The sequence below is a fragment of the Mesorhizobium sp. M0938 genome (assembly GCF_040319125.1).
Classification (GTDB): Bacteria; Pseudomonadota; Alphaproteobacteria; order Rhizobiales; family Rhizobiaceae; genus Mesorhizobium; species Mesorhizobium robiniae.
In genome coordinates this window covers 1-12,989 of record NZ_JAMYNS010000001.1, presented here as the reverse complement: position 1 = coordinate 12,989, position 12,989 = coordinate 1, and the positions used below count along the sequence as shown (strand labels likewise).

14 protein-coding genes are annotated in these 12,989 nt (G+C 64.0%); 2 read left to right on the top strand and 12 right to left on the bottom strand.

The genetic code is table 11. The features are described from left to right. Window positions 1–31 precede the first annotated feature (31 nt). The 12 genes from NKH73_RS00070 to NKH73_RS00015 all read right to left on the bottom strand — a co-directional run bounded on the left by NKH73_RS00070 (window position 32) and on the right by NKH73_RS00015 (window position 10,291). Window positions 32–457 carry a hypothetical protein gene (locus tag NKH73_RS00070; protein WP_352926337.1) on the bottom strand — a complete coding sequence of 142 codons (426 nt, stop codon included), beginning with the start codon at window positions 455–457 and terminating at the stop codon, window positions 32–34. Between the two features lie 8 nt (window positions 458–465). After that, window positions 466–2,052: a phosphoenolpyruvate--protein phosphotransferase gene (gene ptsP / locus NKH73_RS00065; protein WP_352926334.1), complete on the bottom strand. Its 1,587-nt coding sequence runs from the start codon at window positions 2,050–2,052 to the stop codon at window positions 466–468. After that, window positions 2,036–2,338 carry an HPr family phosphocarrier protein gene (locus NKH73_RS00060; RefSeq protein ID WP_352926333.1) on the bottom strand — a complete coding sequence of 101 codons (303 nt, stop codon included), beginning with the start codon at window positions 2,336–2,338 and terminating at the stop codon, window positions 2,036–2,038. Before NKH73_RS00060 ends, ptsP begins: the two co-directional genes overlap by 17 nt. A gap of 21 nt (window positions 2,339–2,359) precedes the next feature. Further along, window positions 2,360–2,749: a dihydroxyacetone kinase phosphoryl donor subunit DhaM gene (gene dhaM / locus NKH73_RS00055; protein ID WP_352926332.1), complete on the bottom strand. Its 390-nt coding sequence runs from the start codon at window positions 2,747–2,749 to the stop codon at window positions 2,360–2,362. Continuing rightward, window positions 2,746–3,348 (bottom strand): dihydroxyacetone kinase subunit DhaL, encoded by a 603-nt coding sequence (dhaL, locus tag NKH73_RS00050; RefSeq protein WP_352927622.1) that lies wholly within the window; start codon window positions 3,346–3,348, stop codon window positions 2,746–2,748. The genes dhaM and dhaL overlap by 4 nt, the downstream gene beginning before the upstream one ends. A gap of 29 nt (window positions 3,349–3,377) precedes the next feature. Beyond that, window positions 3,378–4,397: an ABC transporter ATP-binding protein gene (locus tag NKH73_RS00045; RefSeq protein ID WP_352926330.1), complete on the bottom strand. Its 1,020-nt coding sequence runs from the start codon at window positions 4,395–4,397 to the stop codon at window positions 3,378–3,380. After that, window positions 4,390–5,502, bottom strand: coding sequence for an ABC transporter ATP-binding protein (locus NKH73_RS00040; RefSeq protein WP_352926328.1), 1,113 nt, complete (start codon window positions 5,500–5,502; stop codon window positions 4,390–4,392). Before NKH73_RS00040 ends, NKH73_RS00045 begins: the two co-directional genes overlap by 8 nt. 3 nt (window positions 5,503–5,505) lie before the next feature. Continuing rightward, window positions 5,506–5,709 carry a hypothetical protein gene (locus tag NKH73_RS00035; RefSeq protein ID WP_352926325.1) on the bottom strand — a complete coding sequence of 68 codons (204 nt, stop codon included), beginning with the start codon at window positions 5,707–5,709 and terminating at the stop codon, window positions 5,506–5,508. A 199-nt stretch (window positions 5,710–5,908) separates the two neighbouring features. Beyond that, window positions 5,909–6,859 (bottom strand): carbohydrate ABC transporter permease, encoded by a 951-nt coding sequence (locus NKH73_RS00030; protein ID WP_095484294.1) that lies wholly within the window; start codon window positions 6,857–6,859, stop codon window positions 5,909–5,911. Next, window positions 6,856–7,803 carry a carbohydrate ABC transporter permease gene (locus NKH73_RS00025; RefSeq protein ID WP_502893913.1) on the bottom strand — a complete coding sequence of 316 codons (948 nt, stop codon included), beginning with the start codon at window positions 7,801–7,803 and terminating at the stop codon, window positions 6,856–6,858. Before NKH73_RS00025 ends, NKH73_RS00030 begins: the two co-directional genes overlap by 4 nt. A gap of 225 nt (window positions 7,804–8,028) precedes the next feature. Beyond that, complete coding sequence (locus NKH73_RS00020; protein WP_352926320.1) at window positions 8,029–9,360, bottom strand: ABC transporter substrate-binding protein; 1,332 nt, start codon at window positions 9,358–9,360, stop codon at window positions 8,029–8,031. Between the two features lie 241 nt (window positions 9,361–9,601). Then, the gene (locus tag NKH73_RS00015; RefSeq protein WP_352926317.1) at window positions 9,602–10,291 is read right to left on the bottom strand and encodes a PIG-L deacetylase family protein; all 690 of its coding nucleotides are present in this window, start codon (window positions 10,289–10,291) and stop codon (window positions 9,602–9,604) included. Window positions 10,292–10,320: 29 nt separating this feature from the next. Here NKH73_RS00015 and NKH73_RS00010 point away from each other — a divergent pair, with 29 nt between their 5' ends. Next, entirely contained in the window at window positions 10,321–11,211 is an 891-nt protein-coding gene (locus NKH73_RS00010) for a DMT family transporter (protein ID WP_352926315.1), read from the top strand. A gap of 90 nt (window positions 11,212–11,301) precedes the next feature. Continuing rightward, window positions 11,302–12,989, top strand: a 1,688-nt coding sequence (hrpB, locus tag NKH73_RS00005; protein WP_352926313.1) for an ATP-dependent helicase HrpB, incomplete at its 3' end; no start/stop codon positions are given.

The following is a 12,989-nucleotide window of genomic DNA, read 5'->3' as shown; positions in this document are numbered from 1 at the left end:
CGTCCTCCCGAAATGGCCAGGCGCGGCGCGACTATGTCCCGCCCTTGCCGGCTATGCTGGTGATCTTCTGGATGAAATCGTTGACCGCCCGGTCGAGCGCCGCGTTCTGCTTGTCGTCGCCAAAATCGGGAACGATGAGCGAGACATGCCGCGTCTTGCGCATGCCTGACGCCACCGACATTTTTCCCGGATGCGCCTGATGGTAGGCGGCTAGAAAATGATCGCGTTCGGCCGGGCTGAAATGACAGACGGAGAAAATAGCCGGCAAATGTTTTGAAGGGATCGGGATCGAATAGGCGGGGCTGGAAATCTGCGTGACGAAGCTGCGGTGCTTGCCGAGCGCATCGGCGAGGCGCTGGCGCATGCCGGACGGGCGCTGGTCGATCACCTGCGACAGGATGGTCTTGTAGGCGCGGATCGCCTCTTCGGGTCCCGATTCAGGTGTCTTGTCGGCCATGCCGGAGCCTAGATCGACACGTCCGCGATGGCCGCCTTGGCCATGGCGAGCTGGGCGGGAACAACCGAGAGGTCGCGCAGGCCGGCCTCGATCAGCGCCGGGATCGACGCTGGATCGCCGCCAGCGTCGCCGCACAGGCTGACCGGTATCTTTTGCGCGCGGCCGAAGGCGGCAACCGAGGCGATCAGCCGGAGCACGGCCGGGTGCCGGACGGAATTCAGATGGGCGACGGAAGCATTGTCACGCGCCGCCGCCATCACATACTGGGTCAGGTCGTTCGACCCGATCGAGAAGAAGGCGACGTTGGCAAACGCTTCCGGCGCGATCGCCACCGACGGCACTTCCACCATGATGCCCAGCGGCGGCATTTTTTGCGCGACGCCACGCGCCACAAGCCCGGCCTGCTCTTCCGTAAATAGCGTGGCAGCACGTTCGTACTCGTCCGCCAGGGCGATCATGGGGAACATCACCTTGAGATTGCCATGCACGGCGGCGCGCAACAGCGCCCGGATCTGCACGCGAAAGACCTCCGGCCTTGCCAGCGACAGCCTGATGCCGCGCAGGCCGAGAAACGGGTTGGTTTCCTCTGCTGTGAAGCCGGGCACCGGCTTGTCGCCGCCGGCATCGATGGTGCGGATCGTCACCGGTTTTTCACCGGCCCATTCGAGCACCTTGCGGTAGGCGCGATACTGCGTTTCCTCGTCCGGCAGCGTCTTGCCGAACAGGAATTCGGTCCGCATTAGCCCGACGCCGTCGCAGGTCGAAACATCGATGCCGTCGACATCGGATGGATCGGCGATGTTGACCTGCACCCGCACCGCGGTGCCGGCTTTCGTCACCGCCGGCCCGGCCAAAAAGGTCTCCGCTCTGTCGCGGCGCGCCGCAAAGGACGATGACAACAGGCGGAACGCCTCGATCTCGGCCCTCGATGGTGCCAATACGATGCCGCCATGCTCGGCATCGAGTAGGGCGACGCCAGCGGGATTGGTTGGGCAAGCGCCAAGCCCGACGATCATCGGCACCCCGCGCGAGCGCGCCAGCATGGCGACATGGCTGGCGGCGCTGCCGGCTTTCAGCGCGATGCCGCCGCCGGAACTCCAGTCGGTTTCGAGGAAGCGCGTCGGCGCGATGTCGTCGCCGTAGAAAATGGCTCCAGCCGGCGCAGCAGCCTCACTGTCTTCGGTCAGTGCGCGCAGCACCTGGTCTCTGATATCGCGCATGTCGGCCGCGCGTGCGCGGAAGTAATCCTGGTCCGACGTTTCATAGCCTGATATCTCGGCATCCAGCGCCTGTCGCCATGCCGCATCGGCCGGCTGGCCGGAAGCAATTGCCGTAAAAGCCGGGCCGGTCAGCGCATCGTCCTCCAGCATGGCGATCTGAAATTCGAGAATATCGGCCGCATCGCCGTCGGCCGCTTCGATCAGCGTGGCAAGCCGGCCTGTCGCAATGCTGATTGCCGCTTCGAGCGCGAGCCTCTCGTCTGCGGCGGTTGCCTTGCCGGCATAGCGCGCGACAACCGCGTCGAGGTTGAACAGCGGCCCTTCGGCATAGCCGGCCGAGGCCGAAATCCCCTTCAGCCTAAGCGGTTCGGGCATGGTCCACGCCCTCGTCGAAATCGCGCCGCACCAGCTCGACCAGCGCGCCGACCGCCTCGCCGGCGCCGTCGCCCTTGGCCCGGATATGCAGGACCGTGCCTTTCGGCGCCTTGGCCGCCATCACCTTGACGATGCTCTTGGCATCGAACCAAGGCCCGTTGGCGGCGAGCGCAACTTCAACGTCGGCCGAAAATGTCTTGGCGAGCTTGGTGATCTTCACCGAAGGGCGCGCATGCAGGCCCACCTCGTGGGTGATCAGGACGGTGGCTTCTGCGGATGCGGACATCGAATCAAAATTCCTGTTCATTCACGACGGCGCCAGTTCGTGTGCTGTCGCCACCACTTCCCTGAGCGAAGCGCCGCCGGAAGCCTCCGTCGCCGCCATCACCGCGCCCTCGACGATCGGCGCATTGCAGACGATGACCTTCTGCGCGCGCGGCTCGCCGATCATCTCGACCGCCATCTCGCTATTGGTCTCGGCGCCGCCGAGATCGACAAGTATGGCGACGCCCGCCTCCGACCAGGCCTTGTCGATGGCGCCCATGATCGCCTCGACGTCTGTGCCCAATCCGCCATGGCCGTTTCCGCCGCACCATGCAAGCGGCACTTCGTCGCCGACCATCTGGCGCACCATGTCGGCTGTGCCTTCGGCGACCAGCGGAGAGTGCGATACGATGACGATGCCGACATTGCTCATGCGTGCCCCTCTATGGTTTCGACAACTGCCCGTACCAGCAGCGCTGTCGATCGTGCTCCGGCATCCATATGGCCGATCGAGCGGTCGCCGAGAAACGAGGCGCGCCCGCGCGAGGCCTTCATCGGCACCGTGGCCTCGGCCGCTCTGTCGGCGGCGGCAGCTATTTCCGCCCCGGTCTTTCCCTGCAGCAGGGCGTCATGCACCGGCTGCAGCACGTCGAGCATGGTCTTTTGCCCGACCTGCGACTTCCCTCTCGCCGCCACCGCTTCGATTGCCTTGCCGAAAGCCGTCGCCAGGTCGGCTTGATCCGGCTCTGCGGAAATCTCCTTGCCGAGCGCCATGAATAGCGTGCCGAAAAGCGGTCCCGAAGCCCCGCCGACGGTCATCACCAGCTTGGTGCCGATCGCCTTCAACGCTTCGGGCAAGGGCTTTGCCGCGAACGCCTCGGCCTCGGCCCGCACCGCCTCGAAGCCGCGCTTCATGTTCAGCCCATGGTCGCCATCGCCGATCGCCTGGTCGAGCGTGGTTAGTTCGTCCGCGTGAGCTGCAATCGCGTCGGCGGTGACGGATATCAGCGTCTTCAGGTCAATCTTGTCCATCGTCCCAGTCTTGTTCATCGCCTCTGCGCTCATCGGTTCGCAATCCTGTTGCCGGCCTGGTCGAAGAACAGCGGCGCCCGGTAGCGGATAATCACCCTATCGCCCTTTTCCAGTTGGATGTCGGGGTCGGTCAGCGTCACCAGCTTTCTGCTTCCCACCGTCACATGCAGGTGATTCTGGTCGCCCAAATGTTCGACCCAGTTAACAACGCCGTCGGCGGGGCCATTCGATGCCTTGCCGATCGACAGATGTTCTGTACGCGCGCCGATCGTTTTGGTTCCCGCCGGCATGTCGCCATCGGGCAGCAGGCCGGTCGGCAGCAGATTGATCGCGGGCTGGCCGAGCCTTGCGGCGACATGAAGGTTTGCCGGCTCGGAATAGATCGTCCGCGGTGTGCCGATCTGCACCAGAACGCCATCGGCGAGAATGCCGATGCGATCGGCCATGGTCATCGCCTCGATCTGGTCATGCGTGACATAGAGCATGGTGGCGCCGACCTCGGCCTGGATGCGTTTCAGCTCCAGCCGAAGGTCGGCGCGCAGCTTGGCGTCGAGCGACGACAGCGGTTCGTCCATCAGGTAGATCGAAGGCTTGCGCACCAGCGCACGACCGATGGCGACGCGCTGCATCTCGCCGCCCGAGAGTTTCGTCGAGCGGTTGGAAAGCTTGTGGTCGATGCGCACCATCTTCGCCACCTCTTCGACACGGCGGCGCACCGCATCCTCGCTCAGCCGCCGCGCGGGCGAGCGCAGCGGGAAGGCGAGGTTGTCGAACACCGACAGGTGAGGGTAGAGCGAATATTGCTGGAAGACGAAGGCGGTGTCGCGCTCGGCCGGCGACAACATTGTCGCGTCCCGGCCGCCGATATGGATTGAGCCCGTGTCGGGCCGTTCCAATCCGGCGATCAGCCGCAGCGTCGTCGTCTTGCCGGCCCCGGTCGGCCCGAGCAGCACAACGAATTCACCATCGGCGACGTGCAGATCGAGTGTGTCCACCGCAACATGCTCGCCGAAGGCTTTGGTCACGCCTTTGATATGCACCTCAGCCATGATGCGCTCTTCCCTGGGAAGCCCCGTCATGGATTGCGGTTCTCACCGCGCGGCCGGATCGCTTGTCGAACAGCGACAGCCGTGCGCTGCTCAGCGCCAGGCCGACATGGTCGCCTGCGTTGAGCCGGATTTCGGCTGGCACCCGCGCCTTGATGATGCCGTCTGCCGTCTCCACTGCGACGATCTGCGTGGTGCCGAGATATTCGGTGCCGTAGATCGCCCCGCGCAATTTCGAGGCGTCGTCGAAGCGGATGTGTTCCGGTCGGATGCCGAGCGCCATGTCGCTAGATGCTATGTCCTCGCGCACCTCCGGCACCGCCACCTTGGCGCCTTGCACGATGATTTCCCTGGACCCCTTCGCCAGCCCGCCGCCGAAGCCGAGAAAATTCATTGGCGGCGAGCCGATGAAATCTGCGACGAACATCGTTGCCGGCCGGTCGTAGATTTCGCGTGGGGTGCCGAACTGCTCGATGACGCCGTGGTTCATCACCGCAATTTTGTCGGCCATCGACATTGCTTCCATCTGGTCGTGCGTGACGTAGACCGTGGTGGCGCGGATGCGGTTGTGCAGTTCGCGCAGCTCATGGACCATGAGATCGCGGAATTCGGTGTCGAGCGTGCCGAGCGGCTCGTCCATCAGGAAGCATTTGGGTCGCCGTACGATGGCGCGGCCGAGCGCGACGCGCTGGCGGTCGCCGCCAGCGAGACCGGAGACGGATTTGTTGAGCAGATGGTCGATGCGCAACAGCTTCGCCGTCTCTTCGACGCGCTGGCGGATTTCGATGCCGGGCATGCCTTGCGCCAAGAGCGGAAAGCCGATGTTCTTGCGCACATTCATATGCGGATAGAGCGCGAACAGCTGGAAGACAAAGGCAATGTCGCGCTCGCGGGCACGCCGCATGGTGACGTCCTCGCCGCCAAGCAGGATCTTGCCGCCAGTCGGCAGTTCGAGCCCGGCGATCATGCGCAGCGTCGTCGTCTTGCCGCAGCCCGACGGCCCGAGCATGACGAAGAACTCGCCATCCTCGACCACGAAGTTGGAGTCCTGCACGGCGACGAAATCGCCGAATGCCTTCCTTAGATGCTCGACCCTGATCTCTGCCATCATCTACTCCGGAAACTTCGAGACGATGATGAACATCGCCGTGCCGGCCAGCATGGTGATGAAGGAATAGGTGTAGAGCGACAGCGCGAACGGCTGGAACAGCATCAGGAAGCCGATGGCGATGATCGCGGTGGCGATGTTTTCCATCAGCCCGCGGCGGAGCGCGCGCGGCCATGATGATTTTCTGGAAACGGCGGGGCGCGTCATGCGGTTCTCCCTTCCTTCTCCCCGTTCACGGGGAGAAGGTGGCCCGAAGGCTCGGATGAAGGGCGGCGCGAACGTTCCGATTCAAGGCGGATGTCGGCGCTTCCCCTCATCTGCCTGCCGGCATCTTCTCCCCGTAAACGGGGAGAAGGAGCGCTGCCGCAGCGCCGGCTCCATATCTGATGTCGAGTTGCCAAGCTGCTCATTTGCGCACCGCGCCGAAGGTGATGCCGCGCAAGAGCTGCTTGCGAAGAAGGATGGTGAAGACCAGGATCGGCACAAGGAAGATCGTCGTGCCGGCAGCGACCGCCGGCCAGTCCTGGCCGCCTTCGCCGATGATGGTCGGGATGAAGGGCGGTGCGGTCTGCGCCGTGCCCGAAGTCAGCAGGGCGGCGAACGCATATTCGTTCCAGGCAAAGATCAGGCAGAAGATGGCGGTCGCGGCAATGCCGGTGGTCGCCTGCGGCAGCACGGTGCGCCAGAAGGCCTGCAGTCGAGTATAACCGTCGATCATCGCCGCTTCTTCGTACTCGCGCGGGATCTCGTCGATGAAGCCCTTCAGCAGCCACACGGCAAGCGACACATTGACCGCCGTATAGAGCAGGATCATGCCGAGCGCGGTGTCCGACAGGCCAAGCTCGCGATACATCAGGTATATGGGAATAGCGACCGCGATCGGCGGCATCATCCGCGTCGACAGGATGAAGAACAAAAGGTCGTCGGCCAGCGGCACCTTGAAGCGGGAGAAGCCATAGGCCGACAACGTGCCGAGGAACACCGCGCAAAAGGTCGAGCCGAAGGCGATGATCAGAGAGTTGACGAAGCGCGGCATGAAATTGGACGGGCCGGCGATCACCATGTTGCGCTTGCGCGTGGTCTCGTCGCAGAAGCCGGTCGCCGGTCCAAGCGAGTTGATGTATTCCGGCGTCTGCCTTGTGCGCGTCGTGAACAGATTGCAGTATCCTTCGAGGCTAGGCTGGAACAGGATCTTCGGCGGATAGGCGATCGAATCCGGCGGCGTCTTGAAGCTGGTGGCGAAGATCCACAGCAGCGGCACGATCGAGATCAGCGCGTAAAGCACGATGATCGTGCCGGCGACGCGCTTCGACGTGGCCGAGGGTGCGACGACCGAATGGGCTGATGTCAGGCTCATCTCTGCTTCACCTTGTTGAGCGCCTTGACGTAGATGTTGGCCAGCCCGAAGACCGCGACGAACAGGATGATGGCGAAGGCCGAGGAATAGCCGGTCCGCCAGCTTTCGAAGGCCTGCCGCTTCAGCGTGATCGAGGCGACTTCGGTGGTCGAGCCCGGCCCGCCGCCGGTCAGCAGGTTGACCATGTCGAACATCTTGAAGTTCTCGATGCCGCGGAACAGCACCGCCAGCATGATGAAGGGCAGCGCCATCGGCAGCGTGATCGACCAGAACTGCCGCCAGTTCGAGGCACGGTCGACCTCGGCTGCCTCATAGATATATTCGGGGATCGAGCGCAGGCCTGCGAGACAGATCAACATCACGTAAGGCGTCCACATCCAGGTGTCGACGATGACGATCGACCACGGCGCCAGCGAGACGTTGGAGAGCATGCCGATCTCAGTTGCCGGAATGCCTGAGACGAACGAGATGGCATAGGCGAACAGGCCGATCTGCGGTTCGTAAAGGAAGCGCCAGAAATTGCCGACCACCGCCGGCGACAGCATCATCGGCACGAGAATGATGGTCGTCCAGAAGGCGTGGCCGCGAAACTTTCGGTCGATCAGCCAGGCCAGCGTGAAACCGATCAGCGTCTGCAGCAGGATGGTCCAGAATACGAAATGCGCCGTCGTCTGCATGGCGATCCAGATATCCTGGTCGCCGAGTATGCGCTTGTAGTTGGCAAAGCCGACATTCTTCACCAGCTCGTTGGGGCGGTTGGCGCGGTAATTGGTGAAGGAAAGATAGATCGCCCAGAACAGCGGGAAGATGTTGATGGCGAGCAGCAAAAGGATCGTCGGCGAGATGAACAGCCAGGCGAGGCCCTTGTCGCTGATGCCGCGGACCTTGCGGGCCAACGGCTCAGGCGTAGCCCGGGCAACGCTGTCCGCAGTCCGATTGAGCATGGTCAGTCCCGCTTCGGTCACTTTAAGTCGTCTCGACAATGGAATTTATCTGAACTGTGTCCCCTGCCAAGAGCGGCACGGGACCAGAGCATGATGCCGAAAAGTGTTAAGCGGTTTTCGGGCGACATCATGCTCACTCGCTCTTGGTCCGGGGCCGGATGATTTCGGGTCTTCGACCCAAAATCATCCGGCTCGGGGTCGTGGCTCGGGAGGAGCCGGTTACAACTACATCTTGCCATCGTCCTGGAAGACCTCGGTCCAGTCCTTGACCAGGCCGTCCAGCGCGTCCTTCGCCGAACCCTGGCCGGCCACGACATAGTCGTGGAAGCGCTTCTGTGACGCCTGCAGCAGCGGCGCATAGCTGGGCTCGGCCCAGAAGTCCTTCACGATGGCCATGGAGTCGAGGAAGGTCTGCGCGTAAGGCTGGCTGGCCGGGAAGCCCGGATCTTTTACGACCGCGTTGAGGCAGGAGTAGCCGCCCAGCGACCACCATTTGGTCTGCACGTCCTTGTTGGCGAACCACTTGATGTATTTGAGCGCGGCTTCCTGCTTGTCCGAATAGGAAACCACCGAGATGCCCTGGCCACCGAGCTGGGCGAACTGGTCGCCGTCGGGACCTTTGGGATTGGCGAAATAGCCAATCTTGTCGCCGCCGACATTCTCGTCCTTCTGCAGGCCTGGCCAGGTAAAGGCGAAGTTCATGTGCATCGCCACCTGGCCGGATTTGAAGGCATCGACGCCTTCGCCCATGTAGCTGTTCGAGGCTCCCGGAGGCGTGCAGCAGTCATAGAGCGTCTTGTAGAACTCCAGACCCTTCACCGATTTCTCGGAGTTGACGAAGCCGTCCATCTCGTAGGGCTTGTCGGGGTTCTCATATTTGAAGCCGAAGCTGTAGAGCACGTCCATGGCGCCCATGGTGATGCCTTCGGAGCCGCGTTCGGTATAGATCGACGCGCCATACACGGTCTTGCCGTCGATCTCGCGCTTCTGGAAGAACTCGGCGATCTGCTTCAACTGGTCGAATGTCGTCGGCGCGCCGAGATCCCAGCCGTATTTCTCCTTGAATTCCTTCTGCAGTTCCGGCTTGGAGAACCAGTCCTTGCGATAGGTCCAGCCGACGACGTCGCCCATGGCAGGCAGTGCCCAGTAGTTCGGTGTGTTCTTCGGCCATTCGGAGTAGCCGACGACGGTCGCTGGCACGAAGTCGTCCATGCTGATCTTCTCCTTGTCGAAGAAGTCGTTCAGCTTGACGTAATGGCCGTTCTCGGCCGAGCCGCCGATCCACTGGCTATCGCCGATGATCAGGTCGCACAACTTGCCCTTGGAATTCAGTTCGTTGAGGAAGCGGTCGGCATAGTTGGTCCACGGCACGAACTCGAATTTCATGCCGATGCCGGTTTCCTTGGTGAAATCCTTGGACAATTCGACAAGCGCGTTGGCCGGGTCCCAGGCTGCCCAGCAAAGCGTCAGATCTTCAGCCTGCGCGACGTTCGAGACGGCGGTCGACGCAAACATCGCCGAGGTCAGTCCCAACGTCAGTTTCAAGGTCGATTTCATGCCTTCCTCCCATTTGCGAAACGCGCCCGGATGACGGTTTCAAAAAACCTCACCCCCCTCCTCAGGGGCCTAAACACTATGACGGGTTGAGCGCCGGATGTTTAGTAATTTGTTTAGTGATGCAATTTTTACTAAACAAGGCAAGCGAATTCGTCGCTGCACCGCAGCATGGCGCGTCGGCTCCGGGCGCTGGCTTAGGAACGGCGGCTTGTGCAGGTTATTCGGTGCGCCGGGTGCCGGCTCATTTGATCGTTTTGGTGCTCACCGTCACCGGCCGGATCGCTGGGGCCGGCGGCAGCAGGGCGCGAATGTCGGCGAAGGGGAAGATCGGTTCGAAGCGGAAGGCTTCAGCGAAGGAACCAGCCGCGCCATTGCATTGGCCGGCACGAAAAGCGTTCTGCGTGCGCGCCGCATCGACGAAACGTTCGGGATCCTGCGACTGATGCGCCCGGATCGCCATCGTCTTGAGATCGAAATGCTTGGAGATGTCGACATAATGCGTCGGCGAAAAGCCGGTGCCGCCGAGCGTATCGGCATGCAGAACCGGGACAGCGAAAGACGCCGCGATACGCACGCCGTCCGACAGCGCACGGTGGTCGCCATGATAGTCGTTCGGCGCGTGGGTGATCGCCAGATCCGGCTTCACGTCGCCGATCAGCGCCTTCAACGCCGCGATCAGCGTGGCATCGGCAGTGAGCGCGCCGTCCGGAAAATCGAGGAAGTGCGGTGTTGCGCCAAGCAGGTCCGCCGCCACGGTCGCTTCCTCGCGGCGGGCGCGGGCGAGCGGTCCTGGATCGCCCCTGCCACCCTTGGCGCCATCCGTGGCTATCGCAAAAACCAGTTCTGCGCCTTGCGCGGCATAGGCTGCCATCGTACCGAACATGAAGATCTCGATGTCGTCGGGATGCGCACCGAGCGCCAGTATCTTCACTTCTGCTCTCTCCCTGGAAACGGAAAAACGTGACGAACGGAATTCTGCTCGCCCTTATCGCCTATGCAAGCTATTCGGGCAGCGACGCCGTTGTCAAAAGCCTGGGGGGACAATTCACGGTCTTCGAGATCGGCTTCTTCGCAACCTTGTTTGCCGGCTTTTTCCTGTTCTTCACCCGGCCGGTGGGCGAACGCTGGCGCGATTTCTGGCGCACGAAGCGGCCATGGGCCGTACAGGCGCGGGCCTGGGCAGGCATCGCGTCGGGCGTGCTCAGCGTCTATGCCTTCACTACCATCCCCCTGGCGGAAGTCTACGCCCTGATCTTTTTGGCGCCTTTGCTGGTCACCATCCTGTCGACCGTCATCCTGAAGGAAAAGGTCGGCCCCTGGCGATGGCTGGCCGTGATCGCCGGTTTTGCCGGGGTGATGCTGGTGGTACGGCCGGGCTTTCGCGAACTGCATCTCGGCCATTTGGCTGCCTTCGTGAACGCCTTCCTCGCCGCGACCAGCGTCATTCTGATGCGATCGCTGGCCCAGCAGGAAAAGCGCACCACGATGCTTGGTGTGCTTGTCGGCTATGGTCTGCTGTTCAACGGGATCGCCGCCGCCGCCACCTCTTTCACCTTGCCGAATGCCATGCAACTTATCTGGCTGGCGATGGCGGGCGCCTTCACTGCGGGCGGACAACTGCTGCAACTGCTGGCCGCCAAATACGCGCCCGCCAACCGCATTGCGCCGACGCATTATTCGCAGATACTCTGGGCGGTGATCCTCGGCGCGCTGTTCTTCCAGGAATATCCCGATTTCCTGTCGCTTGTCGGCCTCGCCGTCGTCGGCGGCTCCGGCCTTTTGACGATGGTTCGCGAGGAGGTGAGGCTCGGCACGGTGCGCTGGAACCCATTCTCGCGGACCCGGCTTTGAGTGGCCAGTTCCCGGTTGCGCGGCTCCTGCCACCGCTGATATGCGGGCGCTGCGGACCTGCCGCGATTGGATGGATGCATCCTTGAACCAATGACCAGAAAACTCTTGCCGGAACTTCCGGTCTCCGCCGTGCTGCCGGCGCTCGCCGAAGCGCTCGGTCATGGCAACAGTGCCGTGCTGGTGGCGCCGCCCGGCGCCGGCAAGACAACGCTGGTGCCGCTGGCGCTGCTCGACGCGCCATGGCTCGGCACGGGAAAGATCATTCTGCTCGAGCCGCGCCGGCTCGCTGCCCGCGCCGCTGCTCGCCGGATGGCCGAACTGCTCGGCGAGGAGCCCGGCGAGACGGTCGGCTATGCCATGCGTATGGAGAACCGCACTTCTGCGCGGACGAAAATCCTCGTCGTCACCGAAGGCGTGCTGTCTCGGATGATCCTCGACGACCCGGAGCTGCCCGGCGTCTCGGCGGTATTCTTCGACGAGTTCCACGAGCGCTCGCTCGACGGCGATTTTGGTCTGGCGCTGGCGCTCGACGTGCAAGGTGCGCTGAGGCCCGATCTGCGATTGCTGGTGATGTCGGCGACGCTCGACGGTGCGCGTGTCGCGCGGCTGCTTTCCGGGGCGCCGGTGATCGAGAGCGAAGGCCGCGCCTTTCCCGTCGACATAAGCTACGACGAGCGGCCGGGCGGCATCGCCATCGAGGACGCCATGGCCAGGGCGATCCGCGCGGCTCTTGCCGATGAGAGCGGCAGCGTGCTCGCATTCCTCCCCGGCCAGCGCGAGATCGAGCGCACAGCCGAGCGGCTGCAGGGACGCACCGGCGCCGACACCGACATCGTGCCGCTCTACGGCATGCTCGACAACAAGGCGCAAGATGCGGCGATCAAGCCGGCGCCGCCCGGCCGGCGCAAGGTGGTGCTGGCAACGTCGATCGCCGAGACCTCCATCACCATCGACGGCGTGCGCGTCGTCATCGATTCCGGTCTGTCGCGGCTGCCGCGCTATGAGCCAGCCAGCGGCCTGACGCGGCTGGAGACGGTGCGTGTCAGCAGAGCCTCCGCCGACCAGCGCGCCGGCCGCGCCGGCCGCACGCAGCCGGGCGTCGCCATCCGGCTGTGGCGGGCCGAGCAGACGGCGGCACTTCCCGCTTTCACCCCGCCCGAAATCCTCGAGGCCGACCTTTCCGGGCTTCTGCTCGATTGCGCCGCCTTCGGTGTTGCCGATCCGGCGAGCCTCTCTTTCCTCGACCCACCGCCGGCCCCGGCGCTCAACGAGGCAAAGGCGCTGCTGCGTGCCCTCGACGCCATTGACGCGGCAGGGCGCCTGACGGAAGCGGGTGCTGCAATGCGCAGGCTGGCACTGCCGGTGCGGCTGGCTCACATGGTCGCCGAGGCGGCAAAGACCGGCCAGGCATTCGAGGCGGCCATGCTTGCCGTGCTGCTCACCGAGCGCGGCCTTGGCGGTGACGGCGCCGACCTCGAACGGCGGCTGATGCGGTTCCGATCCGAGAAGTCGCCACGCGCCACAGCGGCGCGGCAGCTTGCCGAGCGGCTGGCAAGGCAGGCTTCACCCTCCCCCTCGAGGGGAGGGTCGATCCGCGAAGCGGCGCGGGGGGGGGGGGGGGGGGGGCGGCCCCACCCCGCCCCCCCCCCGGGGGGGGGGCGCGCGGCGGCCCTCCCCCCCCCCCCCCCCCCCCCCCCCCCGCGCGGGCGGCGCCGGCCCGCCCCCCGCCGCGGGCGCGGCCCCCCCCCGGGTCGGGCACGCCATCGCCGACCCCACCC

What these genes read in the sequence shown, in the direction of transcription:
- NKH73_RS00070 (WP_352926337.1), bottom strand. Translation starts at nt 457, where the DNA reads ATGGCCGACAAGACACCTGAATCGGGACCCGAAGAGGCGATCCGCGCC.
- ptsP (WP_352926334.1), bottom strand. Translation starts at nt 2,052, where the DNA reads ATGCCCGAACCGCTTAGGCTGAAGGGGATTTCGGCCTCGGCCGGCTAT.
- NKH73_RS00060 (WP_352926333.1), bottom strand. Translation starts at nt 2,338, where the DNA reads ATGTCCGCATCCGCAGAAGCCACCGTCCTGATCACCCACGAGGTGGGC.
- dhaM (WP_352926332.1), bottom strand. Translation starts at nt 2,749, where the DNA reads ATGAGCAATGTCGGCATCGTCATCGTATCGCACTCTCCGCTGGTCGCC.
- dhaL (WP_352927622.1), bottom strand. Translation starts at nt 3,348, where the DNA reads ATGGACAAGATTGACCTGAAGACGCTGATATCCGTCACCGCCGACGCG.
- NKH73_RS00045 (WP_352926330.1), bottom strand. Translation starts at nt 4,397, where the DNA reads ATGGCTGAGGTGCATATCAAAGGCGTGACCAAAGCCTTCGGCGAGCAT.
- NKH73_RS00040 (WP_352926328.1), bottom strand. Translation starts at nt 5,502, where the DNA reads ATGGCAGAGATCAGGGTCGAGCATCTAAGGAAGGCATTCGGCGATTTC.
- NKH73_RS00035 (WP_352926325.1), bottom strand. Translation starts at nt 5,709, where the DNA reads ATGACGCGCCCCGCCGTTTCCAGAAAATCATCATGGCCGCGCGCGCTC.
- NKH73_RS00030 (WP_095484294.1), bottom strand. Translation starts at nt 6,859, where the DNA reads ATGAGCCTGACATCAGCCCATTCGGTCGTCGCACCCTCGGCCACGTCG.
- NKH73_RS00025 (WP_502893913.1), bottom strand. Translation starts at nt 7,803, where the DNA reads ATGCTCAATCGGACTGCGGACAGCGTTGCCCGGGCTACGCCTGAGCCG.
- NKH73_RS00020 (WP_352926320.1), bottom strand. Translation starts at nt 9,360, where the DNA reads ATGAAATCGACCTTGAAACTGACGTTGGGACTGACCTCGGCGATGTTT.